This window comes from Salinimicrobium sp. CAU 1759 (genome assembly GCF_054482715.1).
The window spans coordinates 268,778-294,763 of sequence record NZ_JBTLRK010000001.1; the positions used below are offsets into that span (position 1 = coordinate 268,778).

General features: G+C 41.4%; 25 protein-coding genes and 1 pseudogene. 14 read left to right on the forward strand and 12 right to left on the reverse strand.

All coding sequences use genetic code 11. The features are described 5' to 3' along the window. Window positions 1-7: 7 nt before the first annotated feature. The 7 genes and pseudogenes from ACXYMT_RS01205 to ACXYMT_RS01235 all read left to right on the forward strand — a co-directional run bounded on the left by ACXYMT_RS01205 (window position 8) and on the right by ACXYMT_RS01235 (window position 7,743). The gene (locus tag ACXYMT_RS01205; protein WP_459057268.1) at window positions 8-1,522 is read left to right on the forward strand and encodes a peptidase associated/transthyretin-like domain-containing protein; all 1,515 of its coding nucleotides are present in this window, start codon (window positions 8-10) and stop codon (window positions 1,520-1,522) included. A gap of 162 nt (window positions 1,523-1,684) precedes the next feature. Further along, window positions 1,685-2,179: a nuclear transport factor 2 family protein gene (locus ACXYMT_RS01210; RefSeq protein ID WP_459057269.1), complete on the forward strand. Its 495-nt coding sequence runs from the start codon at window positions 1,685-1,687 to the stop codon at window positions 2,177-2,179. A gap of 64 nt (window positions 2,180-2,243) precedes the next feature. Next, on the forward strand, window positions 2,244-4,310 hold the full coding sequence (locus ACXYMT_RS01215; protein ID WP_459057270.1) for a M13 family metallopeptidase: 2,067 nt from the start codon (window positions 2,244-2,246) through the stop codon (window positions 4,308-4,310). A gap of 148 nt (window positions 4,311-4,458) precedes the next feature. Beyond that, complete coding sequence (locus ACXYMT_RS01220; RefSeq protein WP_459057271.1) at window positions 4,459-4,647, forward strand: DUF418 domain-containing protein; 189 nt, start codon at window positions 4,459-4,461, stop codon at window positions 4,645-4,647. 74 nt (window positions 4,648-4,721) lie between these two features. Next, on the forward strand, window positions 4,722-5,858 hold the full coding sequence (locus ACXYMT_RS01225) for an LVIVD repeat-containing protein (protein WP_459057272.1): 1,137 nt from the start codon (window positions 4,722-4,724) through the stop codon (window positions 5,856-5,858). 37 nt (window positions 5,859-5,895) lie between these two features. Next, window positions 5,896-6,015 (forward strand): annotated as a pseudogene (locus tag ACXYMT_RS01230) (DUF418 domain-containing protein); the annotation flags it as partial. Window positions 6,016-6,132: 117 nt separating this feature from the next. Then, window positions 6,133-7,743, forward strand: a complete 1,611-nt coding sequence (locus ACXYMT_RS01235; RefSeq protein ID WP_459057273.1) for a hypothetical protein — start codon at window positions 6,133-6,135, stop codon at window positions 7,741-7,743. Window positions 7,744-7,888: 145 nt separating this feature from the next. Here ACXYMT_RS01235 and ACXYMT_RS01240 read toward each other — a convergent pair whose 3' ends face one another. Continuing rightward, window positions 7,889-9,517, reverse strand: a complete 1,629-nt coding sequence (locus ACXYMT_RS01240; RefSeq protein WP_459057274.1) for a hypothetical protein — start codon at window positions 9,515-9,517, stop codon at window positions 7,889-7,891. A gap of 177 nt (window positions 9,518-9,694) precedes the next feature. Here ACXYMT_RS01240 and ACXYMT_RS01245 point away from each other — a divergent pair, with 177 nt between their 5' ends. Beyond that, window positions 9,695-10,675, forward strand: coding sequence for a hypothetical protein (locus ACXYMT_RS01245; RefSeq protein WP_459057275.1), 981 nt, complete (start codon window positions 9,695-9,697; stop codon window positions 10,673-10,675). A 2-nt stretch (window positions 10,676-10,677) separates the two neighbouring features. Here ACXYMT_RS01245 and ACXYMT_RS01250 read toward each other — a convergent pair whose 3' ends face one another. From ACXYMT_RS01250 to ACXYMT_RS01260, 3 genes are all read right to left on the reverse strand, one after another. Beyond that, window positions 10,678-11,040 carry a DUF1508 domain-containing protein gene (locus tag ACXYMT_RS01250; RefSeq protein ID WP_459057276.1) on the reverse strand — a complete coding sequence of 121 codons (363 nt, stop codon included), beginning with the start codon at window positions 11,038-11,040 and terminating at the stop codon, window positions 10,678-10,680. A 435-nt stretch (window positions 11,041-11,475) separates the two neighbouring features. Continuing rightward, on the reverse strand, window positions 11,476-12,291 hold the full coding sequence (locus ACXYMT_RS01255) for an NAD(P)H-binding protein (protein ID WP_459059129.1): 816 nt from the start codon (window positions 12,289-12,291) through the stop codon (window positions 11,476-11,478). Window positions 12,292-12,396: 105 nt separating this feature from the next. Beyond that, window positions 12,397-14,709 (reverse strand): M28 family peptidase, encoded by a 2,313-nt coding sequence (locus ACXYMT_RS01260; RefSeq protein WP_459057277.1) that lies wholly within the window; start codon window positions 14,707-14,709, stop codon window positions 12,397-12,399. Window positions 14,710-14,839: 130 nt separating this feature from the next. Between ACXYMT_RS01260 and ACXYMT_RS01265 the strand changes: the two genes are divergently transcribed. Beyond that, a complete protein-coding gene (locus ACXYMT_RS01265; RefSeq protein ID WP_459057278.1) occupies window positions 14,840-15,307 on the forward strand; it encodes a CBS domain-containing protein in 468 nt (155 codons plus the stop codon). Here ACXYMT_RS01265 and ACXYMT_RS01270 read toward each other — a convergent pair. The 4 genes from ACXYMT_RS01270 to ACXYMT_RS01285 all read right to left on the reverse strand — a co-directional run bounded on the left by ACXYMT_RS01270 (window position 15,304) and on the right by ACXYMT_RS01285 (window position 17,141). Continuing rightward, window positions 15,304-15,651: a hypothetical protein gene (locus ACXYMT_RS01270; RefSeq protein ID WP_459057279.1), complete on the reverse strand. Its 348-nt coding sequence runs from the start codon at window positions 15,649-15,651 to the stop codon at window positions 15,304-15,306. The two genes, ACXYMT_RS01265 and ACXYMT_RS01270, sit on opposite strands and share 4 nt — an antisense overlap. A gap of 67 nt (window positions 15,652-15,718) precedes the next feature. Further along, complete coding sequence (locus ACXYMT_RS01275; protein ID WP_459057280.1) at window positions 15,719-16,195, reverse strand: hypothetical protein; 477 nt, start codon at window positions 16,193-16,195, stop codon at window positions 15,719-15,721. Further along, window positions 16,192-16,863: an ABC transporter ATP-binding protein gene (locus tag ACXYMT_RS01280; RefSeq protein WP_459057281.1), complete on the reverse strand. Its 672-nt coding sequence runs from the start codon at window positions 16,861-16,863 to the stop codon at window positions 16,192-16,194. The genes ACXYMT_RS01275 and ACXYMT_RS01280 overlap by 4 nt, the downstream gene beginning before the upstream one ends. Then, complete coding sequence (locus ACXYMT_RS01285; protein WP_459057282.1) at window positions 16,860-17,141, reverse strand: hypothetical protein; 282 nt, start codon at window positions 17,139-17,141, stop codon at window positions 16,860-16,862. Before ACXYMT_RS01285 ends, ACXYMT_RS01280 begins: the two co-directional genes overlap by 4 nt. A 211-nt stretch (window positions 17,142-17,352) precedes the next feature. Between ACXYMT_RS01285 and ACXYMT_RS01290 the strand changes: the two genes are divergently transcribed. The 3 genes from ACXYMT_RS01290 to ACXYMT_RS01300 all read left to right on the forward strand — a co-directional run bounded on the left by ACXYMT_RS01290 (window position 17,353) and on the right by ACXYMT_RS01300 (window position 18,543). Beyond that, window positions 17,353-17,685, forward strand: coding sequence for a single-stranded DNA-binding protein (locus ACXYMT_RS01290; RefSeq protein ID WP_459057283.1), 333 nt, complete (start codon window positions 17,353-17,355; stop codon window positions 17,683-17,685). Window positions 17,686-17,713: 28 nt separating this feature from the next. Next, window positions 17,714-18,052, forward strand: a complete 339-nt coding sequence (locus ACXYMT_RS01295; RefSeq protein ID WP_459057284.1) for a single-stranded DNA-binding protein — start codon at window positions 17,714-17,716, stop codon at window positions 18,050-18,052. Between the two features lie 158 nt (window positions 18,053-18,210). Further along, window positions 18,211-18,543, forward strand: coding sequence for a hypothetical protein (locus ACXYMT_RS01300; protein ID WP_459057285.1), 333 nt, complete (start codon window positions 18,211-18,213; stop codon window positions 18,541-18,543). Here ACXYMT_RS01300 and ACXYMT_RS01305 read toward each other — a convergent pair. The 3 genes from ACXYMT_RS01305 to metG form a co-directional block, all read right to left on the reverse strand. Further along, a complete protein-coding gene (locus ACXYMT_RS01305) occupies window positions 18,540-19,442 on the reverse strand; it encodes a histone deacetylase family protein (protein WP_459057286.1) in 903 nt (300 codons plus the stop codon). The genes ACXYMT_RS01300 and ACXYMT_RS01305 overlap by 4 nt on opposite strands. A gap of 21 nt (window positions 19,443-19,463) precedes the next feature. Further along, on the reverse strand, window positions 19,464-21,926 hold the full coding sequence (locus ACXYMT_RS01310) for a hypothetical protein (RefSeq protein ID WP_459057287.1): 2,463 nt from the start codon (window positions 21,924-21,926) through the stop codon (window positions 19,464-19,466). A 252-nt stretch (window positions 21,927-22,178) separates the two neighbouring features. Further along, complete coding sequence (metG, locus tag ACXYMT_RS01315; protein ID WP_459057288.1) at window positions 22,179-24,290, reverse strand: methionine--tRNA ligase; 2,112 nt, start codon at window positions 24,288-24,290, stop codon at window positions 22,179-22,181. Between the two features lie 112 nt (window positions 24,291-24,402). Here metG and ACXYMT_RS01320 point away from each other — a divergent pair, with 112 nt between their 5' ends. Further along, the gene (locus tag ACXYMT_RS01320) at window positions 24,403-24,990 is read left to right on the forward strand and encodes a hypothetical protein (protein WP_459057289.1); all 588 of its coding nucleotides are present in this window, start codon (window positions 24,403-24,405) and stop codon (window positions 24,988-24,990) included. A gap of 86 nt (window positions 24,991-25,076) precedes the next feature. Further along, window positions 25,077-25,436, forward strand: coding sequence for a YraN family protein (locus ACXYMT_RS01325; protein WP_459057290.1), 360 nt, complete (start codon window positions 25,077-25,079; stop codon window positions 25,434-25,436). 13 nt (window positions 25,437-25,449) lie between these two features. Here the strand turns inward: ACXYMT_RS01325 and ACXYMT_RS01330 are convergent, their stop codons facing one another. Further along, entirely contained in the window at window positions 25,450-25,965 is a 516-nt protein-coding gene (locus ACXYMT_RS01330) for a DUF421 domain-containing protein (protein ID WP_459057291.1), read from the reverse strand. Between the last annotated feature and the right edge of the window lie 21 nt (window positions 25,966-25,986).

Consider the following 25,986-nt stretch of genomic DNA (forward strand, 5'->3'; position numbering starts at 1 on the left):
TGCCATTATGAGATTTCTCCTTTTACTGTTCGTAGCTCTACAAACTTCCCTCATTCAAGCCCAGGAAGTAAAGGCGCAGGTCCTGGACGCTACAAACAAACAGCCAATTCCATATGCCAATGTGATCTTCGCAGAGAATCGTGGACTGGTTACTAATGACGAAGGTTTCTTCAGCTATAATTCAGAAGATGAAAAGCTACCGGAACTTATTAAAGTCTCCTCCCTGGGATATGAGCAGCTGGAAGTCGCTCCGGGAAAAATTTCTGGAGGCGTCATTTACCTTATTCCCAAATCCATCGAGCTGGGAGAAGTCTTTCTTTCGAACAAGAATCTTTCAGCAAAAGAAATTATAGAGAAGGTAAAAGAAGAAGTTGCCAATAACTACAATTTCGACAACAGCAGGAAAAGAGTCTTTTTAAGACAGTCAGATTTCAACTATGTGCGACGTTTTGATCTTGATGTAGACAAAAGCACCATCGCCGGGATCGACCAAAGACTTATGAACGAGATCTCTTCACAGATCCCAAAGGCATCAGACTCCTATAAGGAAGTACTGGCAGATATGTACGGAAATTTTGATTCCCAAAAACTGCAGATCATCAAAGCTGCTAATCTTCACAATCCACAAAGCACCCAGTCCCTTGATGAACTCACAGATCACCTCAACTCTCTTTTCATGAACACCTTGAAAGATCGCTCTTACCTAAAAGTGCGTTCGGGGATCCTTGGTGTAAAGATCGACGAAGATGAACTTAAGGAGGAGTTGGTTGTAAAGGAAAAGAAAAAGGAGAAAACGCCCGAGGAAAAGGAGAAAGCCAGACTTGACAGTAAGAAGAACCTGGCAAAAACATCAGATGCCAGAGTCCAACGTCTCATGAAGGGGATGTTCTGGAAAGAAGACATCACATTTAACCTTTTTGACAAGTCAAACAGGTACAAGTATATCCTCAACGGCTATGCCTGGATAGACAATGCAGCCGTTTATGTTATAGATTTTGAACCTAAATGGAGATCAGATTTTAAGGGAAGGATCTATGTCAATACCTCCGATTTTGGGGTTCACCGTTTGGAATATGAGAATGTTAAGCCTCTAAAGAAATTCCGCCTCTTTGGAATAAGTACAGCCGATGATGTTTACCGCGGAAAAATGATCTTTGTAAAAGATGAAGCCGGAAAATATAATCTCAGCTATGTGGAACGTGAAACCGGCGAGACAGTTGGGATCGACCGGCCGCTTACCATTATTGAAAAGAACAAGCACGTTCCCGGCCGCCGAAAGCAAAACGAGCTCGACCTGGATGTAAAACTGAAATTCAGTCAGGTGCAAAAACTTCAACTGGTAGTTTTCGAAAATGAAACTCTTGCTCCCGGAGAGCTTGAAAAACTATCTGCCGCTGCCGATTTTGAATACCAGACCTTCAAAGTTTACAATCCCGACTTTTGGAGTGGCCACAACATCATCGAACCAAACGCAGCAATAAAAAACTTTACTGCACTGGGATCTGAAGATGAAGAGCTTTAAAAATTTTGCAGCTCTCTTTTCTCAATCAAGACAGCGCTTTAGTATAGGACCATGAAAATTTTCTTCAGTGGGAATAAAGTAAAATCTAAAAAATGCTTCCAAAAATGCCATTTTTGAGAGGTAAGTTTTGAAATAACCTATCTTGAGCAAAAATTTCAAAAAATGAATAAAATCAGCTTTCTTATTCTCGCACTTTTCTTCGGAAGCATCCTTCAGGCTCAATCGGAAAAAGAACAGATAAACGAACTCCTTGAGGAGTGGCATCAAGCTGCCGCCGAAGCTAACTTTGACCATTACTTCAGCATGATGGCACCAGAATCGGTTTTTATAGGTACAGACGCAACCGAAAACTGGAACAAACAAGAATTTATGGAATGGTCGAAACCCTATTTTGACCGCGGGAAAGCCTGGAGTTTTACAACTCTGGAGCGCAATACTTTTGTTGCCGAAGATGAGCAGCTTGCCTGGTTCGATGAATTGTTGGACACACAAATGGGCATTTGCCGCGGATCGGGTGTAGTAGTTAAAGAAAATGGAGAGTGGAAGGTAAAACACTATGTGCTTTCCATTGCTATTCCAAACGAGAATGTAGATACAGTCACCTCTCTAAAAGCTGCTTTTGATAAAGCTTTGATGTTAGAAATCAGATCCCGCTAAACTGCTGAAAAAGGAGAAAATATTGATCATTTTTCTTATTTTTCGCCCCTCAATAAAATTACTTATGAATAGAATAACAAAAGCATTTCTTCTACCATTTTTGACTGCCGCAGTAGTTACAGGCTGTAAAAATGATAAAGATTTTGCCGAAAATGAAGAGTCGCGTGGCATCAACCTTGCCAATATGGACACCACTGTTGCTCCACAGCAGGATTTTTTCAGGTTTGTGAATGGTCGCTGGCTTGACACTAATGAGATCCCTGAAGACAAAACTGTGTGGGGAAGTTTTAATGAACTTCGTGAAAAAACAGATAAAGATGCACTAGCTCTTTTGGAAGATGCAGTAAATAATGAAGATCTTGATGCGTCAAGCGATCAGGCTAAGGCGGTTTACCTATACAAGACCATCATGGATACTGTAGCACGAAACGAACAGGGCATTGAACCTATACGTCCCTACCTCGAGAAGATCGCTGCTATCAAGACAAAGGAAGATCTTCAGAATTACCTTCAGGAGATGCAAATGTATGGCGGTGGCGGATTCTTCAGCTTTGGCGTTGGTGCCGATGCGAAGAATTCCAACATGAATGCTGCTTATCTTGCAGCCGGAAGCCTTGGATTGCCGGACAGGGATTACTACATCGCCCAGGATGCCGACTCCAAAGACAAGCGTGAAAAATATGTTGCCCACATCACCAGAATGCTTCAGTATTTAGGAGATTCAGAAGAAGAGGCGGCAAAAAAGGCAAAAATGATACTTGAATTTGAGACAGCGCTGGCAAAACCACGTCTCGATAAAGTAGAGCGTCGCGATGCCCGTAAGACCTATAATCCAATGACCGTTGCTGAACTTCAAAAAACAGTGCCTGCTGTAAACTGGAACGGTTATTTCGAAGCTATTGGTGCTAAGAATGTTGACACGGTGATCGTTAGACAACCAAAATATATGCAGGCTATTCAAAAAACTCTTGCTTCACAGAATGTCGAAGAATGGAAGGAGTACCTGCGCTGGACGCTTTTCAATGATGCAGCGGGTATGTTGACCACAGAGATCGAAGATGCGAACTGGGAATTTTACGAAAAGACACTTCGCGGAGCACAAAAACCACTTCCTCGCAATGAGCGTGCCCTTGCCACCATTAATCAAACCATAGGCGAGGCTCTTGGAAAATTATATGTAGAAGAACATTTTCCTGCCGAAGCCAAGATCCAGGCAGAGGAGATGATCCAAAACGTAGTTAAAGCTTTCGAGAATCGTATTGATCAACTGGCCTGGATGAGTGACAGCACCAAAGTGAAAGCTAAGGAGAAACTGAATACGACGGTGATAAAAGTGGGATATCCCGATGAGTGGAAAGATTATTCTACAGTAGAGATCAAACAACCCGAAGATGGAGGTTCCTACTTCCAGAACCTTCTCAACATTGCAAAGTGGGAAACCGAAGAAGATATTGCGGAACTGGGTAAACCGGTAGATAAAAGCGAATGGTTCATGGCACCACAGATCGTGAATGCATATTACAATCCTGCTTACAATGAGATCGTGTTCCCTGCTGCAATCCTTCAGCCGCCTTTCTATGATTATAAGGCCGATGCTGCCGTCAATTACGGCGGAATAGGTGCTGTAATTGGCCATGAGATCTCTCACGGCTTTGATGACAGCGGTTCGCGTTTTGACGCCGACGGAAACCTGAACAACTGGTGGACAGAAAAAGACCTGGAGCAATTCGAAACCTTAGGCGGAAGACTGGCCGATCAATACAGCGCTATCGAAGTGCTTGACTCTGTTTTTATCAACGGAAAATTTACCCTTGGTGAGAACATCGGTGACCTTGGAGGTGTGAATGCCGCTTATGACGGACTTCAAATTCACCTCAATGAGCACGGCAACCCCGGAAAGATCGATGGCTTCACTCCGGAGCAGCGGTTCTTTATGAGCTGGGCCACAGTTTGGAGAACCAAAATGCGGGAAGAAGCTTTGAGAAACAGGATCAAGACAGATCCTCACTCTCCGGGAGAATTCAGGGCGTATGTGCCGCTTCAAAATATTGATGCTTTCTATGAAGCATTTAACATTGAAGAAAGGGATGCAATGTATGTGAAGCCTGAGAACCGTGTGAAGATCTGGTAAGACCTTTCAAAAATGACATTTTTAAGCCCCTCTTTTGGAGGGGCTTTTTATTTACCAAAATCACCTCTAAAAGGACATAGGTAAATTTCACTGATAGTCTGAATAAATTGAAAGACGATATCTTTAAACGGAAAATCAATAAATCAGGATGAGCTTAACACCCTCAATAGCCATAGCCGTTTTTGCTTTCCAGGTATTGTACAGTAAACTTTGGCTAACTTATTTCAAATTCGGCCCGCTGGAATGGCTTTGGAGGTGTTTGACCTATAAAAAATTGTTCCCATTGATGAAAAAAGACAGTAAGAAGATAAGTGAGATCTTCAGAAAAATTCATTGATATGATCTTCTTCCCGGGTCGATAACTTGCAAAGTATTGATTATTAGATTTATATTACACATTAAAATAATCATATGAGCAGAAGAAACCTTCCTATCTTAATTTTATCGACACTCTTCTTTCTTATAAGTTGTTCCAAAGAGGATAATGGAGAAGCCGAAGAAGAAACAGGTGAAATATCTTCTTTTGAACTGAGATCAGAGATAAATATTCCGGGCACTTCTATCACAGATGTCTGGGGGTTTGAGCAGGCAGGGAAGGAATATGCAATAGTAGGAAATATTGGCAGCAACGGGAGTTTTTCAATTGTTGATGTCACTGACCCCGACAATCCTGAAATAGTATCTACAACCTCCTACCCTGCTTTTGATATGAAGGTATGGCAGAATTATTTGTATGTGGTGGATGGAACCCATGACCACTCCGGTGAAAACAGCGGGATGATCTATGATATTTCAGATCCTAACGATCCGGTTGCCGTGGGCAATTTCCCCTCTGCTCATAATATTTTTATCGATGACAGGGGGTATCTGTATCTCTCAGGAAGACATGTGATGGTAAACGGCGAGGAGCAGGAAAGAGGAATAACAATATTTGACCTGAAGAATTCTCCAACTGACCCTGAACTTGTGTGGAGCTCGGAATTATCAGAATCTCATGACGTGGCGGTTATTGGGACTAGAATGTTTGATTTTCACGGCCGCATGGGCACTTTTATCTATGATGTCACCAATCCATCTGCTCCCACACTTTTAGGTGCAGCACAATCAGGAGAGGGGTTTGACCATAGTGGGTGGGCCACAGAAGACGGAAATTTCCTTTTCGTAACAAATGAACTTGCAGCTTCAACTCAACACGATTTTCTTTCTGAAGGCGGTCCCGATGTTGTGATCTGGGATATTAGCAATGTATCAAATCCGGTGCAGGTAGAAGAAATTCATGACAATTCCTCACGTGTACATAATCTATACATTGTAGGTAACCTGGCTTATATCTCCTACTATAGTGCCGGCCTAAAAATCTTTGATGTAACCAATCCGAAGAACCCGGAGTTATTATATACCTATGACACTAATGGAGCCATCGGTGGAGAATCTGCTGATGGATTCAATGGTGCCTTTGGAGTTTATCCTTTTAGTAGCTCTGGAAATATCTATGTAAGCGATGTAAGCACAGATCTTTTTGTCTTTAGTCCTACTGAAAAAAACTAACCCATTTCTTTGGTAGGAAATATGAGTTGAACAATCGCTAACTTTTTTCAGGTTCGGCCCGCTGGAATGGCTTTGGAGGTGTTTGATCTATAATAAGGCGTTTTCTAATAGAAGATCAAAGGATAAATCATTTTCCAAAATTAGATATGGTGATTAAATTATAAAACTGTTTCTCTTCCTTTAGTTACCTAAAAAAGATGATTATCTTTTAATAAAAATTATCTTCGCTTTTTTAACAAAACCACTCTTTCCTCTTGAGTCGAAAAATTTCCTAATGAAAAAATTTTACCTGTTACTCTTGATAACTTTCATGTCATGCAGTAAAGATGAACCAAAAGAAACAGAAGAACCATATTTTGAACTTAATAAGACTTTGCTTCACTCCTCCTCGGCAGGAAGAAACTTTGATCTTTCCATAAGCACAAATGTTAAATGGGAAATACTTTCTCATCCCGATTGGGTGAATCCTTCAGTGACCGGAGGCGACGGAGACGGTGACCTGCAGTTGGAAGTAGAGGAGAACTTTGATGGGGAACCGCGGGAAGGCCATTTGATGTTCCAATATGCCACCAAGAAACTTCGCATCGAGCTAACCCAGGAAGAGGCCTCCCTAAGGCTGATTGCTTACACCGGATCTGATGCCTCCCTACGAATGAACGAAGCAAAATTCCTTTTATTCAATAGACCTGTCAAGCTTAATTACATCATGAGTGGAACGGAGACCACTTCTTTTTTCATAGAGGAAGATGATGTTGAATATTTTAATGACAACCGTGGTATAAAATTTACCAAAGGTCCTACCCCACTGGGTGGGGATTTTAAATATAAGTATTCCATAATAGACAAGGACAATAGAAAGCTGGAAGATCTGGTAAGTCTAAGGTTTTATTCGCAAAAGTTCAGCTTCCCCGGCTCTGTGCGTAAAATCCTTCTTGACAAGGAGAATAACCTGTGGGTTCTTTCAATTCGTGTGGGAGAAAATAGTGAGGCAAGTTACATCTACAAGTTTACAGAAAAGGAAGGCAACTATGAACAGGAAATGAGGTTTGAAACAGGTCTTGACTACTCCCCTACCAGCTTTTATGGAGGAGATTTTTTCATTAATCCACATAATGACCTTATCTACATTCCCAACTGGTCCGGAGAAAAAGTAGAGGTTTATTCCCAATCTGGAGAGCTGATCAAAGAAATACATATTGAACCGGGAAGTTCAGACCATCCAGATCACCCTTATACGAATCCATATTCTATTGGCTTTAACAAGGCTGGAAAAGGTATTATCTCCTTGGTAAGCAGAGATATATCGGGTATGACATGGAGATTCATTGACAGCTCAAATGCCGATGAAATGACCGAACCCAACAGCACAATTGAGGATGATATGCAGCTACAGAGCTTTAAACTTAATTACGACGCTTCAAAATTATATGCCATTAGTCATTTCTCTTCCCACATCAACGTCCTGAACCCAAATGGATCTTTTGAGAAAATAGACCTACAGGAAACTTATTATGGTGGAGCAGGAGCAGTGAGAATAACACCTAATAAATTGGATAAGAGGATCTACGTTTCCGGCAGCAATAGTCAACAAATCATCTCAGAGGATATGTCGTACCTAAGCCAAAAAACATCTGCTCCCTTTTATATGGGAGATTTTTCGTATGACCCTGAATTGCCGAATCATATCTACGCAATAAATGCCGACACAGATACAGGTATAGAGCTTATTGACTATAACACCGGTGGCACAATCTTCAAATATCCTATAGACCAAAGAAATAAAGGTTCATTTAGAGGCGGTCTTATCACCTCTTTAGATGGTGAGCACATTATAATTTATGGAAATTCTGAAATGATAATTTTAAAAACGGAAATGTTTGAATAAGATAATTGCCGGCAGGTAGCTCTTTACCTTTTAGTCTTACCCTCCTGAAATCTCTTCAGATGAGGATTTCGAAAAGTTACATTTTTAAGCCTCTTTATAGAGGCTTTTTTTTGTGATCACAATTATATTAATCAGCACCTGTATACTACAGGTTTATCCTGAAAAAGTAAGTGTACTCCTCCTGATTCATTCCCGTATTTTCTGCCCTGGCCATTACCACGGTCTCATCATCCATAAAGACCATTGTAGACCTGTCTGTAATTGGTAATATTGGAAACTTATAAACCGCCTCAAGACTGTTGAAGTCGTAGAGCTCCTCATAATTTGACAGGTACTTATTTCCGGGACTGCTTATTTTCATGGTAGTTTCGAAAGTCCGAATAACATTAAGGTTTGGATCCAGCTGAAAGTTCTCCCAAAGTATGTACTGGTCATCATCGGAGACGAATATATGCGACCATGGATAAGTTATTCCATCGGGCCAAACGGGATACGGAGTTACCTGAACGATTGAATTTGCCGTTACATTGTATTTGTACATTCTTCCGTTACTGGTATTGCTTTCCCCTCCATAAAGGGCATCAAAAGAACTATTGTATTCAATATCTCCATGCCTCAAAACAGATTCCTGACTTCTAATAAGATCTCCATTATTGCCGTCAAAGATCCAGAATCCCGTGCTTCCAGATGTTGGAGGATTTCTGTGACAATAAAGCGTATTATCCTTACCCACTTCTATTTTATGAAAGCCCCATCCATTTGTATTGGTGACGAAAGTTTCGGCTTCCAGCCGGTCCAGGTTTAGCTTAGTGATCTGGTCAACATTCTTCTGTACGAGGAAGAGATTTTGCCCATCAGGTGAAATATCCAGATCGGCAAATTTTTGGTCTTGTAAAATGTGGGAATCGATCTGAAAGTTCTCCTCCCCCACATCAATAATAAGAAGCCCAAAAGTAGTAGAATCGTAGTGAGAATACTCCGGGCCTACAATAGCATACACCTTCGACCTCAGAGGATCCTTGATGATTTTATGGATAAAATGGGGGAATTTAACGAAAATACCCTGGTGTTGCAGGGAAATATTGCTCCCAACAGGATGATCATAATTATTACTGGTGCGAACGATAACCTGGTATTCATGTTCAGCAATGAAAGAATTACTTCCGGCCACCATATATTCTAAAGTGTTGATATCTTGGATCTCAACTACTGGAGTATGGTCCTGCCTGTAGATCAAATAGGATAGAAAATCCTGCCCCTCATATTTGGACCACTTAAGAGCAATTGACTTCCCGGTGCTTTCAGCCTTAAGTTCTATTGTGTTAGATAAAATTAGGGAGTCTTTAGCCGCAAACCGGGTGCCGGGAATAGAAGCTTCGAGGTATACGGTATGTATGCCTTTAGATAATTTCCTTTTAATATCTGTTTGAAGTCCTTCCCCTGCCTTACCCTGGTGCAGTATACCGTCGATACTACTTCGCCATAGCACCTCAAAATCGGGTATTTCTGTTTCTTCTGAGGTTTTATTAAATGTTACATTAATCTCACCCGTAAAAGTCAATTCCCCTGCAGGGTTAGAAAAAACTCCCTCATAACCTCCAGAAGGTTTTGTAGGATGATGAAAAGAATAATCTCTTGTTTGAATTGGAGAAGTAATTTCAATCTTGAAGCTTTCAATTCCTGCTTTTGAATTGGATTCGTCATCTGTACTACCGTCGGGACTGCACCCTAAAACAACAGCTATAAGAAGGAGTAAATGAAAGTATTTTATCATAACGTGAGGTTTTCATCCTTTATATTTCGATACTTCACATTTATTTTCAAAAAAAACCTTCTACAGAAGACTGATAATTAGTAAAATAGTGGCTATGTATGAAATTTTTTGAATTTTTCTAAAAATAACAAGTTTTACCTATATTACCCACTAATTTTTAGCTATTCCTTAATTCTTATGAAAATTCCCTTTCTTCCACTGCTCCTCGTTTTTTTCCTGTTCTCCTGTAGTTCTGATGGCCCTTCGGAAGAAAAAGAAAAGACGAATCCTGAACCTGCAGAAAAGTATTATAACAGCTCAAAAAATTTTTCATCGCAGGCAGAAGTGGATGCCTTCGCAGAAAATGAATTTACAGTAATTACAGGAAATCTTTCTTTTACAGGGGAATCTACCACAGATCCTATTGTAGATCTAAATGGTCTGAGTTCAATTAAAAGCGTTAGAGGAGATCTTAGCTTTTTAGGAACGCAGCTTGAAAATCTAAATGGTCTGGAAAATTTGAATCTGGAAAAAGATGCGTGGTTAACTATCATCAATAATCCTTTACTTGTAGATATTAGTGCACTTCAAAGTATAACAGCAGATCTCACGACAATAGAATTAAGAGGTAGTCCTTTAATAGAGTCACTTCATGGGCTGGAAGGCATAACCTCCGTTTATTACATTCTTTCATTTTCCGATCTCGATAACCTGAATAATATCCAGGCGTTGAGTAACATAAAAAGTAAGGTGGAATATGTTCATCTCACTAATACAGAAGTAACTAACACAGAGGGCTTAGCTAATATTCCTGAAGTCAAATGGCTGGAAATTGGTGGAAATTCCAGTCTTACGTCAATAAACATGCCCGGACTCAAGAAAGCGCAGTTTATATCCATTGGCGCTAATCCAAGCCTGGAAAACCTTAATGGGTTAACGGGTTTGGAAGAAGTCAGCGACTTAAAACTTGTCAGCAATCATAGTCTTACTAACCTTGATGGCCTTGAAAATTTGGGAGACACTACTAAAATTTCCCTTAGAGTTATTTCAAACTCTTCTTTACAAAATTTTTGCGGACTTCAGGAGCACAGCGTCTCCGGGTGGAATAGTTTTGAGGTAAGGGATAACGCATATAATCCAACTCCCGAACAACTGGCAGGTGAGGAATGTAAAATATAATTTTACTCTTCCTCCTCCAGCTCGGCAAACACATCCTCACTCATTGAAAAATCAAGAGTTTCAGCTTCAGGGACATATTTGAGGAACTGGTCTATTCCTTTTTGCAGCATAAGTTCTGTAGAAAATTTGCGGCTGGTAGCGAGGACGAGTCCGCCGCGGGTGATCCTGAAGAAATATTTTCCAGATCCTGTTCTGGCCTTTCTAAAGGTAAAAGATTCCAGATCTCCCTGGATGGTCTCGATGATCTTCTCACAATCAGATTTCTCCCTGCAGGCGATGCTGGTGAAGATGGTTTTTCCCTTTCGGGAGGCAAAAGTGAATTTATAATTTCCGGTGTCTCTTTTACTAATGACAAATGCACTCATCGGCTCTCCTGTATTATTCGAAACCTCAAATCTAAAAAAACAGGCGGCCGGTGCCACTCATAAAATTTTAAAAGTTATCAAGAGGAAAAAACTTCATATCCCAAGTACCAGATTACAAAAAGGGTTAATTTGAGATTGGTTAGTTGGAGATTGGTTAATTCGAGATTAGTTAATTAGTGATCGGAGAATGCCAGGAAACTTTTACCAAATTCCAAACCGGTTAGAACTTTTCCAAAGTTAACAGACCAAAATGCCATCATTCAGATTTAAAGTCCTATACAATTATTAAAACTTTGGAAAAGTTGGGGAAACGGATGGCGCGGATTTGTAATCCGTGCGGATACAGCAGGCAGGAATTATTTGTCCGAATAAAATAAGTTCAGGCCGTACATTGAGCCTACAGGTGATCATTGATTATTGATAATTGTTAGCTGTTTAAATTCCTGCCGAAAATTCCATCCCCAGCTCCCGCATCACTTTAGAGGCCGAAATCACTTTTCCTACTGAAGGCTTTGAATGATCGAATTGAGGAAGTTCCAACCCCGCTTCCCGGGCTTTTTCAGTGTAGTACTTCTCCCGTGGCGGATTGAGCGGATAGACTGCATTATATACCTCTCCAAAAATGTCATTTTCGAGCAGCTTTTTTATGACCTGCAGGCAATCTTTGAGGTGTATCAGATTCACAGGACCCAATGGATTTGAGATTCCGCTTCTTCCGGCGAGATACTTCACGGGATGTCGGCCGGCGCCAATTAGTCCGCCGAAGCGAATCACTGTGGTGTCAAAAATGGGGTTTTTGAGCAGGGTCTTTTCCGCCGAAATTATTTCCTTTCCGGAAGCCGAAGTCGTATTCGCTTCTGAATCTTCAGTATAAATGCTGAAGCTCTCCGTTGCCTCATAGACTGAAATAGAGGATACAAAAATGACCTTTTTAACACCTGATGTTTCTATGGCCTCAGCAAGTTTCTCTATAGCCCCCGTATAGTCAAGCTGTGGCTCTTTTCTAAGACCGGGCGGAAAATCAACTATGAGAACTTCAGCCGAAGCTAAAAACCCACTAATATTTCCTTGAACTCCTTCCGCAGCAACCTTGATTTGAAAAGGTTCAATACCGGCATCTTTTAGCACAGGCAGCCGATCTCTAGAAGTAGTGCTCCCTTTTACTGAAATACCTTCCGCAATTAACATTTTTGCCAGGGGTAATCCCAGCCATCCGGTTCCTAATATGGAAATGTTTTTTAAAGGTTTAATGTCTAAGGATTAAGGATTAAAAAATTTCAAACACAAGCACCAAATTCCAATTTTCGATTAAATCGTCCTGACCCCTGGATCTGATTTTTTGGTTCTTTTGCAAATCTACTCCAATTTGAAACTTGTTTTCATTACAATGGCATCATTTACTACAAACGGTCGAGGGATCATATCGGGAGAACGTGGTGGCACATTCAGCTGCGGATTCTCATGCAGGTCGTAAGAGGCTTCCAGGAGCGTGATCCCGGGATGCAAGCCTTCCTCCACGCTTACTTCCAGGCGTAAGGTATCTTTGCTCACTGCGTAATAAGATAAGAACCTGTCCCGCCAGCGATTCTTGTGAACATGCAAACTGCTTTGCCCCGGCCGCAGATCTCCGGCTACCTTATCATTGGCTTTAAAGCTTTTGAAATTAATTGACTTATCAGCAAAAAGCTCTATTCGGTTGATGGGCCTGTTAGGCGCTATTTTTATATTATAAAGGTCCTGTCCTTCAGGTTCGATCACTGCTTTTTCAATAGAAATGAAAGGCTTGGGAAGCATTATTGGAGGGGCAGGAGCTGTTTTTCTAAAACTGCTACCATTCTTGCTACCAAACCAATCTTCCTCTGGGGCTTCTAAAGCAGTATCAAAATAGGGAGCGGTATAATCATCAAGCACCTCCTCATAGGTATTCCAGGTAGCAACGCCCTTGTCTTCATCAACCAGGTAAACAAGACTGTTTGGCCGCGGGCGCTCCTCGTTAAAATCGGCTTTAAAATGAGCAATGATGAAAAGTCCGATAAAGACTATAAAGCTGAAGAACCCGAACAGCTGGTTATTTCTGAAGGCTCCAAACACCGGCCACAGCAAGCTGAACAACAAGGTGATAAGAATTGCCGAAAGCACCAGCATTCCCAATCCCAAAGCCACCGGAAAACTGACAATAAATGGCATGAGAAGAAAAATAGCCGGGAGACACAGGAATGCCACTGCAGGTAATTTCCACTTTGGATCATTCACCAAGATGAACAGCTGAATGATCCCAAAAAGCACAGGAATGATAAAATAGGCCGCGCCCTTTAGATAGGCTGCTGCCAAAGCGCTTATAATTATCCATAGAATAAGTGGTGCAACCATCAGTTCACAGGAATTATCAGGCTTCCGGAATTTGTGATAGATGTAAAAACAAATAGCCAGGGAAAGGAAGATCACCGCTCCTATGTACCAATAACCGTTATAGGTAAAACCATGTTCCATCTCTGCATATTCCGGATAGAACCAAAGGGCGAACTGCCAGAAGAAATAACTTATAGGTCCTGTAAGGAATAAGGATAGTAATAATGGCACAAATCCTGTAACCATGGCTTTTATCTCAAGCCTCCTATTAGACATACCAAAGATGATGACGACCAGGAGCAATACTCCTGCTATGATCAACATTGGAAGGATCCAGGTATATGGGTACTTAATCAGGCGAAAACCAGGAATATTGAAGAACAGCATATCATCTTCCGAAGAAAGATCATCGAGAGGAACCGTGGCTGAATATTCGAGTAAGGGCATTAGGTAGCTTCCCTGGTGAGCCAGAGTTCTGATATCGAGGTTTTCGGGAGTATCTGTAGCCGTGTGATAGTCAAAATGATCATCTATAAATGCAAAATTGAGTCCGTCGATATCTCCCTGCTCACGGAGCACAGTGAGATCTGTGTCATTGGGCAGCATTTTATAAACGCTGTAGGCAAGGGAATTCGTGACCGGATATGATACACCGGACTCGGCAAAATGCTGGATCAATTTCTTATTTCCTCCATTGGTTTCAAGGAGCATAAAAGAATTGCCTCCACTTCCGCGGGATTCGAAATTTAGCGCCAGTCCTACATCTTTTGCCCAGGGATGTTCTTTAGTAAAAAGTTCGGCACCATTAAGGCCGAGTTCTTCGGCATCGGTAAAAAGCAGGATGATGTCATTTTCAGGAATTCTACCGGCAGCTAGATAAGCCCGTATCCCTTCCAGGATTGTCGCTACCCCACTCGCGGCATCACTGGCTCCGGGGGAAGAATGCATGGCGCTGTCATAATGGGACATAAGCAGTAATGCTTTCCCGTTACCCTTCCCATCTATTCGTGCCAGAATGTTTTGAGGTCTTACCAGTGTCCCTCCTCTATTTAAAGTGAATCCCTCCTGCATCTCCACAAGAAGTCCGAGCTTCTCAAGTTCATCTACGAGGTAATTTCGAGCGTAAGCATGGGCCTTGCTGCCAACATAATGTGGCTCCCGGGCTAAAGCCTTCACATGTTCAAAAGCACGGGCGGTTGAAAATTGATCCATCGGGACTTCCCGGTCCAGATCTACCTGGGGACGGGTGCCGTTAAAGCTCCAGATGACACCTGAAACTATTATAATTAGAGCAAAGAGAGCCTGTATATTTTTTGACATAGCTCAAATATATTTAAAAGCCTTTCAAATCCTGAAGCTATCTTTATTAAATTCTTAAAGTATTGCCAATACGCTTTTCCTAATTGGATTAATTTCCTATTTTAAAAACTCACTATCAAATACTTGTACCATGGGAATCAAGAGCTTTCAGGGAAGAAGAGCAGAGCCGGAAAAAGCTGCAAGTGCTCCAATTTGTGTTAAAGATTATATGTCTACAGACCTGGTTACCTTCAGAAAAGAACAGACTGTAATGGAGGTCATGGAGCAGCTGCTTAAGCATAAAATTTCTGGAGGATGTGTGGTTGATGAAGACAATAACCTGCAGGGAGTAATTTCTGAAGGAGATTGCATGAAACATATTTCCGATAGTCGCTATTACAACATGCCCATGGATGATAATTCAGTAGAGAAAAGAATGACCTGTAATGCGGTTACCATAGATGCCGATATGAACGTCCTGGACGCTGCCAAAAAATTCATCGAACATAAATTCCGCCGTTTTCCTATTGTGAGTAACGGCAAATTAGTAGGGCAATTAAGTCAAAGCGATGTTTTACGCGCAGCACTTTTACTTAAAGGACAGAGCTGGGGCTATTAGATCCTTTTGACCAACGCATAGAAATCCCCTTCCAGCGGCAAATAACCCTGGTCATAGACGAAGTAGTAGACATTTCCCGTTTTGGTAGTGTATATACTGGTAAAATAGTCGAAGTTGAATCCTTTAGCTGCCAGTTTTGACTTGGGAAGTTTAATTTTGCCATCGGGATTCAATTCTTCAAGGATCCTATAGTTCTTGCGCAGCTGGTTATTGACGTTGCGCACCATATTCTTACTATCCTTATTGAGGTTGTTATTATAAGCATTGCGGCAATGATCGCTGCAGAACTTCTTATCGGTCCTGCCCACTATCTTTTCCCCACATTCAAGACAGCCTTTTTCCATGTTATCAATTTAATAATAAATAATCAATTGAGCTGAAAATACAGTCCTACACTCGTATTTCTAAATTCTAATCTTCTAATTTCTCCAGCTCTAATTTCAGATCATATTGTAGATCTTCATGCAATTTCTCCATATTCTTGTTTACGAGAGCCAGCTGTCTCTCATATAGATTCTGCAAGGTTTTGTTGCGGTGGACAGATGGTTTGAAATTATGCATTTTTTGAAGGTAATAGATCAGCAGCTCTGTTTCTGTCTCTTTCTTTCCGGAATACCGGCTAAATTTTTTCACATTCCGAAGGACCTTTCGCATGCTTTTCTTCATGAAGTAATAGCTGCTCCTGTTGATCCCAGAGAGCTCCCTGTCCATCTCAGCTTTTATATCGGCTTTGAATTTCTCCTCATCCTGAGTCTGAAACAGCAAATATGTTAGCAGCTCCTTATTTTCTTTTTTGAAGCGGGCAAGGCGCTGCACGATCTCGAGGAGCTCTCCCCGATCGAGATGCTTTAATTCATCCTTTATTTCTTTAGCCGATGCTGGTTTCATTCCTTTCTCATTTTTAAATATTTATGACTCACCAGGTCGTGTTCATTTTTCACTTCAAAGGACGCTCCGTTCTTCAGCACAAAACTGCGGTTAGCCACTTCCAGAACATCCCGGTAGTAATGATCTGTGATTAAAAGTCCTTTAGTAGTTTTAAGAGAAAACAGTAATTCCTTTACCAGTTCAATTCCCCGGGGCTCCAGCATTGAAAAAGGTTCATCCAGGAGCAGGAAAGGATGCGGCATATGGGCAAGTAAAAGAAGTTCCAGATATCTTAGTTGTCCGGCAGACAGCTTTCCGACGATCTTTCCGTCAAATGCCGCCACCCCTGCTGAATAAAAAATCTTATCCTGATTTTCCCCTTTTGGAAAGATAAGCGGAATGACATTCCGCACTTTCATTTCCTTCGGAAGGAAAGTATCCTGAGGTAGAAATCCAATCTTTTGACGCGGAATGACTTCGGAAGAATTTATCTCTTCCCCGTCAATATTCATCGTTAACGAATCAGCCTTCAGAGCACCCATTATACATTTAAGTAATGTAGATTTCCCGGAACCATTCCTTCCAAAAAGGCCAAGAATCTCTCCCGTTTTTAAGGTCAGGGAAACCTCGTCCAGAATTTGTCTTTTTCCGAAGCTCTTGTTTAGGTGATTTACCTGCAGCCGATTCATAAAAACAGGAACAGAATTAGCAGTACAGGCCCCATGAAAAGCAGGTTAAACAACCACACCTTTTTTATAAGATAGGATTTACTGAAACCCAGGTTGTAATACAAATAATACTCATCCTTCCTAAAGAAGTTATATCCAAGATAGCCAATACCCATTCCGAAGCTAAGGAAGATGAGCAATGCGCTAACAGGTCCAAAGAAAATTCCCGAAAGGACAGAAAAGCTCAGGTTGAAAAAATTAAAATCCCGGTAATATTTCCAAAAAGCGTTTTGGTTCATCAAGTTCGTGAATTGGCAGCTCTCCTAGCGAAAAAGCGTGGTTGTGTAATAATACGAAAAATAAATCTGCAGTCATATCCGTGTACAAATGCTTACAAGCGGATGTAAACGAAAACAAATCAGTATCAACCGAATAAGAGTTGAAGCCGGTGGTAGGTTTGTCCTGTTGAAATGAACGAATGATTTTCAGCTAAACTAAATTCTTTACATCATGAATAACTTAAGAAACAAAGTACAGTTGATTGGCCACGTAGGTAACGCACCGGAGATCGTCACAATGGAATCGGGAAAGAAACTTGCCAAATTCTCTATCGCCACTAACGAGACCTACAAGAACAACAAAGGAGAAAAGATCACCGATACACAATGGCACCACGTGGTGGCCTGGGGGAAAACCGCTGAGCTCATTGAGAACTATGTTCCAAAAGGTAAAGAGATAGGCGTGGAAGGAAAACTTACCAGCCGCAGCTATGAAGATAAGGATGGAATCAAGAGATATATAACAGAAGTTGTGTGCAATGAGATCCTGCTTCTTGGAAAGTAATGAATTGTCAACCGTAATAGATACAATTATGAACACATTAAAGAACAACGTGCAGCTTTCCGGAAACGTAGGAAAAGCTCCGGAAATCCTCACTCTTAGCACCGGAAAGAAGCTGGCAAAATTCTCAATTGCCACCCGGGAGACCTATACTAACTACAAAGGAGAAAAAGTCACCGACACCCAATGGCATAATATTATTGCCTGGGGGAAGATGGCCGAAATGGTAGAACAACAAGTTCCTAAAGGCAGGGAAGTAGAGATCGAAGGCAAATTGAGCAGCCGCAGCTATGAGGATAAGAACGGCAATAAAAAATATGTGACCGAGGTGGTTTGCCGGGAATTAAAGCTTCCGGAAAAAAGTAACTGAAAATCGGCCTTTTACAATAGAAGAAATCCCGCTGCAGAGCGGGATTTCTTCTATTAAAAGAGGACTGCTAATTACTTGAAATTGTCTTATCTCAAATAAATCATTTTGTTGTATATTGATAATCAATTAATTACAAATCAATTTAAAAGTGAAATAGCATGACTGAGGAGCAAATCTTTGACGGATTCGTGCGGGTGATGACCAAAGGCTTCGGATTTTCAAATGATCCGGATAATACCACCCTCATGTATGAAACAGAACCGATGGCTAGTAATGACTCCAGAATACTGATTATGAGTCATACCAAATTCGTTTCCACCGGTAATGATACTTTCCTTGTTGGCACTCCCTACATGGCCTGGAACAAATCTCTGTATCATATCGCATTTGATGTTGATCTCATCCCCGAAGACCCAGAACCTTTTTCTTTCGAGGTGTGGATCCCTGTGCATGAGATCATCAGCATTATTCCTGCACCAAAATCACCTTAAAAGAATATCTCCTGCGCCAACCGGAAAGTATTGGCATGGGCCTCGATAATATCTTTTATATGAGGGGAGTATCCTCCTCCCATACTCACCTCAACCGGAATATTGAGATCATGGCAAGTCTGAAGCACAAACCGGTCTCGTTCTTTACACCCGGCAACGGTACAACCGAGTTTTCCCAGTTTATCTGTCTTAAGGATATCCACTCCACTCAAATAGAAAATGAAATCCGGTTTCTGTTCTTCAATAAGTCGCGGCAGATTCTCTTTTAGGATCTCCAAATATTCTTCGGCTCCCGTACCATTTTCCAGCTCAATGTCCAGGTCGCTTTTCTCCTTTTTAAAAGGATAATTATTTTTGCCATGCATTGAAAAAGTAAAAACAGAAGGATCATTCTGAAATATCTCTGCCGTGCCATTTCCCTGGTGCACATCCAGATCGACAATCAGGATCTTTTTAGCCAGTTTTTTCCGCTGCAGCCATCTCGCCGCCACCGCCTGATCATTGAACATGCAAAATCCCTCTCCCTGATTAGTATAAGCATGATGGGTGCCGCCGGCGATGTTCATTGCTACCCCGTTTTCAAGCGCATACTCAGCTGCCTTAATAGTTCCCGAAGTGATGATGAATTCTCTCTCCACCAGCCTTTCACTTAGAGGAAGCCCTATTTTGCGTGCTTCCCTGTAGCTAAGCGTCTGGTTTTTCAAAGCTTCCACATAAACTTTGTCATGAACTGCAAGTACATCGGCTTCATTGGGATATTCCGGTTCAAAAAAGTTCTTTTGAGAACACGTTCCTTCGTGCAAAAGTTGCTGTGGCACCAGCTCATACTTCTCCATGGGGAAGCGATGGCCTTCCGGCAATGGCAGCACGTAAATTGGATGATAGGCTATCTTGAGCATGCGGCCCTAAGATAGAAAAACCTATTTCCCTATAGAAACCTTTTCCACATCATAAATTAACTTCCCGGCTTCTGTAAAGCCTTCGGTGATGATCTGGTAATCAACTTTAGGTCTATCAATTTTAAAACTGACAGCCTCGCCATTTTCAGATGTCAAACCAGCTTTCCAATCTATAATTCCGTATGCCTGGAAGAAATCATCTGTGGTACTTTCATACCTGGGGACATAGAATTCCTTCTTAAGACTATAAGCAAGCGGAAGATCAAACTCCTGTATCCTGTCTCGATCTCTGTTCCCATAGCGGGAGCCGGGTACAGTATAAATTTTAATGTGGCCCTTATTTCCTATAAAGCCATTGCCCATTCCTGTTTTATTGATCTCAACATAATCTACATCAACCAGAGAGTACTGGTAAAACCTACTTAGATCATATTGTAGAACCCCGTCAAGATATACAGCTACGCTTTGAGATTCACCCAAGGTTGGTGCACCTTTACCTGGCTCTATAATTCCACTATCTGTTGCAGATACCGAGCCGGAAGTAATTCCCGAATTGCCCCGGTTAAAGCTACTTGTATTAGAGAACATTGTAGCCACCGAAAAATTCCCTCCAGCTTCATATACCCTTACCCCTTTTGCTCTTAACAGGTTTGCCAAAGTTCCGTATAGGGCCACATCATCATTATCAACTACATATGCACTTCCAAAACTATGTGCTCCAAGTTTTCTCTCGCGCTCCTTTAATCTGTCAACTTTCGCTTCCAGAGAGACTTCTCCCAATTCTTCAATTTCATTCCCGAACCTAAAAACCTGCATAAGTCCATTTCCTGAATTTTTTACATACTGTAATTGCTGTTCAAGAAGATCCCCTTCAAATTGGAAATAGGGGAAATTTTGAGGGAAACTTTGCAATGCAAGTTTTGCAGGAACCAGGTTGTCATTTCTCTTAATTCTTGAAATATAGACTTGCTCCCCTTCTACGGGCCTAAAGCCATCAAAAACAAAAGCTTCTTTTTCTGAAGGTATTTCAGCAACTAAAGGATTATTATTTGCTGTCGCATGAACCAGGTATCGAAGTTCCCTTTTATCAACATCTCTCGAATGTATAGTAGCTCTTAATTCAAAATAATTCTCAAACCTGTGGTTGAGCTTAAATTCAGAATTAAAGATTTTATTCCAGTCATAGCTACTCCAACCCTGGGTGAGCAGAAGATTATCCAGTTCAAATTTCCTGTCTTCTGTATTTTCCTCGAAATACCAGCCTGCGTTTTCGATTGTACCGCGCACATAAGGCTGCAGCAGGTTGTAAGATATGATATTGTGATGTCGGTTAGCTGAAACCGTATTTTGGGGCAGGATGGAAACACTGAACTTTACCTTTTCTTCTTTCTGAAAGGGAAATCTTAACTGCAGGGAATCCTGAAGGGAAGTTATTTGAGTCTTAGGCATCCCCATTACCGGAAGCTCGTGATGATTAAAGACCAAACGCTCGGCTATTGGATTACGGTCCTCATCAAAAAGTGTAATTATATTTATCCCTGATGCCAGAGTACTCATATCAACAATCACAGGAATAGTCTTCTTTTCCCTAAATTCGATCTCGTGAGCATCTACCAGGCTCCGGTTCTGAATGGTAAGAGTCAGCGGTTTTTTCTGAATGTTTTTCAAACTGCTAGTATTGGTAGAAACCAATAGGCGCAGTTCCCTTCCCCTTTGAGTGGCCGTGAGAATGACCCCCTCCTGCTCGACCGGTGTGTCGAAAGCGACAGGAATTTCGTTATTTTCCTGGACAACAACTGCCGTATAGTTCTCCTGTGGATCGGGGATCATTGAAAACTTACCTATTCCAAATCTGTTCAATTGTACATTTGCAAGATCTCTGTTCTTACTATCTCTAACAACAACAGTAGCATTAGCTATCCCATGCCCTGTTTGGTCCTTTGCTATTATCCCAATACTGTTAACCACATCACTTAAAAGATGTCCGCTTTCAGGAAGGAATTGTACATCTACACCTTGTTCTACGACTTTGTCGGCCTTATGAGCAAGATTAGATTCTATTACTCTAAAACTCTCTGTAAAGAAATTTTGTTCGTTAAAATTCCTCATCCAGTTGGTAAATGCTGTGATGGTATAATTCCCGGTAGGGAAGGTATTATCAATTTCCACTAAATTTGAAGCTACTCCATTTTCTACCAGCAAAAGTTTTTCCCTAACTATTTCCCCGGCTTCATTCTTCACCTGTACATACAGGTTGGTAGTCTCTTTAGAGGGTTTGAGATCATTTTTATTCACTACATAAGCAGAAAATCCTAACTGCTCCCCCTGAAGAAGAACCGATTTGTTGAGATGCAGATATGCAACCTCCCTGGGAATAGAGTGATAATCTTTTAAATCTTCAAGTAATTTTTCAGTGGAATTTTGAGCTGTCAATGGCTGAAAGGCAAAAGAAAAAACAAACAGCAAAAAGTAAAATTTCTTCATAAAATGTGGTTAGATGGCTATAAATGTTATGAAGTTTATTATAAATTAACTTCATTGGTGAAAATCATCAACAATTATGCCAGCAGCATCCAATAAGGCTAAGATGCTGAAACTCAATTTAAAAAGCTCCTTTTTGAGAGTAAATTACCTCCTGTATTTCTTCTAATCCCTTTCAAGATATGACCTGAAAAGGCAAAAAAAAGCCTCACAGGTATGGAAACCTGTAAGGCTTTTATATAAAACATGGAGCTCCTAAGAAATCACCGTCCCCTCCTTCACCCCATCTTCATCGGGATTGACAAAGACTAATTTACCTTCTTTGTTCTCGGTCATAAGGATCATCCCTTCACTTTCTACCCCGCGGAGTTTTCTTGGGGCAAGGTTCACCAGAACGGTAACTTTTTTCCCAATGATATCTTCAGGCTTAAAGCTTTCGGCAATTCCCGAAACTATGGTACGAACATCTAAACCTGTGTCTACCTTTAATACCAGTAGCTTATTTGCCTTAGGCATTTTTTGGGCTTCCACGATGGTTCCCACGCGAAGGTCCATTTTTGAAAAGTCTTCAAAAGTGGCAGTTTCCTTTTGTGGTTCGGCTTTTTTATTGTCGGCTATGTTTGCCGCTTTGGTGGCTTCAAGTTTTTCCAATTGCTTCTGAATTTGTTCGGCTTCTATTTTAGAAAAGAGTAGTTCTGCTTTTCCAATTGCATGTCCCGGCTCTAAAAGCTCTTTTCCGGTGCTAATTTGATCCCACTCGCTTTCTTCGTCCTCTCCAAATGTTATTCCGCTGGTATGGATCACCGCTTCGGAAGTTGAGCGGCCATAATCGAGAATCGATTTAAGTTTCTGTGAAGTGAACGGCAGGAAAGGTTCGCTGAGGCTCGCAAGAGCTGCAGATATTTGAAGAGCAACATACATGATGGTCTTCACTCTTTCTTCATCTGTCTTGATTAGTTTCCACGGTTCTTCATCTGCCAGATATTTGTTTCCGAGACGGGCCACATTCATTAGTTCCCCTTGTGCCTCCCTAAACCTGTAACGCTCTATGGAACTGGCTATAACTGCAGGATAAGCTTTAAGTTCGGCTAAGGTTTGTTCATCTACTTCAGAAAAATCACGCGGTTTTGGAACAATTCCGTCGTAATACTTATTGGTAAGCACCACCACCCGGTTGATAAAGTTTCCAAAAATGGCAACCAGCTCATTATTATTTCTCGCCTGGAAATCTTTCCAGGTAAAGTCATTATCTTTTGTTTCGGGTGCATTCGCAGTCAAAGCATACCTCAACACATCCTGCTGACCCGGAAAGTCCTCAAGATATTCATGCAACCACACCGCCCAGTTCTTTGAAGTGGAAAGCTTGTTACCTTCCAGGTTCAAAAATTCGTTTGCGGGCACGTTTTCCGGAAGCACAAAACTCCCTTCAGCTTTTAGCATTGCGGGAAAGATCACACAGTGGAAAACAATGTTGTCTTTTCCTATAAAATGTACAAGTTTGGTGTCATCACTTTTCCAGTAAGGCTCCCAGTCTCTCCCTGTTTTTTCTGCCCATTCCTTAGTGGAAGAGATATAACCAATTGGCGCATCAAACCATACATAGAGAACTTTACCTTCCGCTCCTTCCACAGGCACCGGGATTCCCCAGTCCAGATCTCTTGTCACGGCTCTTGGTCGCAATCCATCATCGATCCAGGATTTCACCTGCCCATAAACATTCGGTTTCCAATCCTTCTTATGGCCTTCAAGGATCCATTCCTTTAGCCAACCTTCATATTGATCCAAAGGTAAGAACCAGTGCCTGGTTTCCTTTAGAACAGGTTTTGAGCCGGTGATAGCCGACTTAGGATTTATTAGATCTGTAGCATTATGGCTGGTTCCGCATTTTTCACATTGATCTCCATAGCTCTCTTCGTACCCGCACTTTGGACAGGTACCTACAACAAACCGGTCAGCTAAAAATTGCTCAGCTTTTTCGTCGTATAGCTGCTGCGTGGTTTCTTCAGTAAATTTTCCCTCTTCATATAATTTTCTGAAAAATTCTGAAGCTGTTTTATGATGGATATTGGCTGAAGTCCTCGAATAATTATCGAAAGAAATTCCGAAGTCTTCAAAGCTCTTTTTGATGATCTTGTGGTATTTATCCACCACATCCTGGGGAGAAACTCCTTCCTTTTTTGCTTTGATAGTAATTGGCACTCCATGCTCGTCACTTCCACACACAAAAGCCACATCCTTTCCCTGCATTCTCTGGAAACGTGCATAAATATCAGAAGGAACGTAAACTCCTGCCAAATGGCCAATATGTATAGGCCCATTAGTGTAAGGTAGAGCCGCTGTGATCGTATATCTTTCTGGTGAATTCATGTGAAAATTTAAAGGCTGTAAAGTTAAGCAAGTACTGGCGATTACACGTTAAATTTTAGTAAAAGGCAGTGCGGGTGCGGCAAATGTTCTGCATTTTAGTAAAAAACTTAGCATGAGAAAATTATTGATCCTTGCCCTTATAGTTCTGACTTCGGGATGTAAAAGCCGAAAAATGTCATCAGATTCTGCGGAAAAATTCCAAATGGAGAATCTGGCGAAAGTGATCAGCAAGAACGACCTGCAGAAGATCTACCCTGAAGCAGAAATATCTGAAGGAATTGACCTTTTTGAAGAGGGTACAGTGGAGCGTGCCTATAGCATCCTCTATCCCAATACAGATGACGAGCTGCTTATTATTTGGGATGATAAGACCCGGAACAGACCACACCAGATCTATGTGGAAAATGAAGGCCGCTGGAAAACCGAAGAAGGCATTCAAGTAGGAACTCCTTATGCCCAACTTGAAAAGATCAATGGTGGGCCTATAGATTTCTATGGATTTGGCTGGGACTACAGTGGTGCAGTAGACTGGAAAGATGGAAAAATGAAGGATTCTAATGTTAGAGTCTTCCTGGCACCTGTAGCCGCACCTCCCCAAAGTTTCTACGGCGACCAGATCATTGAAGCAGATCCCGAAGATATCATGAACCTGGATTTGAAGGTAAGAGCCATAATTCTTCAGAATGAGACCAACTCCTGAAGAATAGAAGTCGGTTTAACAACACCGGAACAGGTGGTCCAAAAAAGGCATTTTAGAAGCTCATTTTTGGAAGGATATTTAGGATTATGGCACAGCACAATGAATTAGGAAAACGTGGTGAGGAAATGGCAGTCGCCCATCTTCTGGCCACCGGCTATGAGATCGTGGCGCGAAATTTCATCTTTCAGAAAGCCGAAGTCGATATCATTGCCCGCAAAGACAATATTCTCGCGGTTGTGGAAGTAAAGACCCGCAGCACCCCCGACTTTGGAGATCCCCAGGACTTTGTGAAGAAAAAACAGATCAAACAGCTCGTAAAGGCAATTGATCATTTTGTGAACGAACACAAGCTCGATGTGGAAGTGCGTTTTGATATTGTCGCGATCATCAAGAACAAAGCCGGTACCAGGCTGGAGCATATAGAGGATGCTTTTCTACATTTTTAAAGATCGTTTTTATCTAAAAGATCCTGAAAGTCGAAGACTCTCCTTCTTTTGATTTTCCAATAACCGAAAGTTGAGCGTCGATCTCGAGAATAACAGCAGCAACATCATCCATACTCCCAAATCCTTTTTTCCTGGCGGCACTAATGACTTTGCTTTTATCAAGCCGTTCCTTGTGAAGATTCTTTTCAATAAAATGTCCATTATAGTACAGAATCGTTGGGGTAGTATTAAAGATCCTTTTAAAGGTTTTAGATTTACCTTCGAAATAGGCAAAGATGAACTGAAGCACCGCCAAAAGTATAAAAGCGGTAAGGGCTTCAGAAATGGATAAATTCTTTGTGGTAAGGGTACGACCAAAGACAGCGCCCACCGCAACTGCAATTACAAAATCAAAGGCGCTCATACTGGCCAAAGTTCGTTTACCCGATACTCTAAGAATAAGTACAATGGCAAGATAGGCAGTCACCCCCACAATCACGATCCTGATGATAGGCTGAATCCCATTCCATAAAAAAGTAGTATCATCCATGCTTTAATCTTGACTTATTTT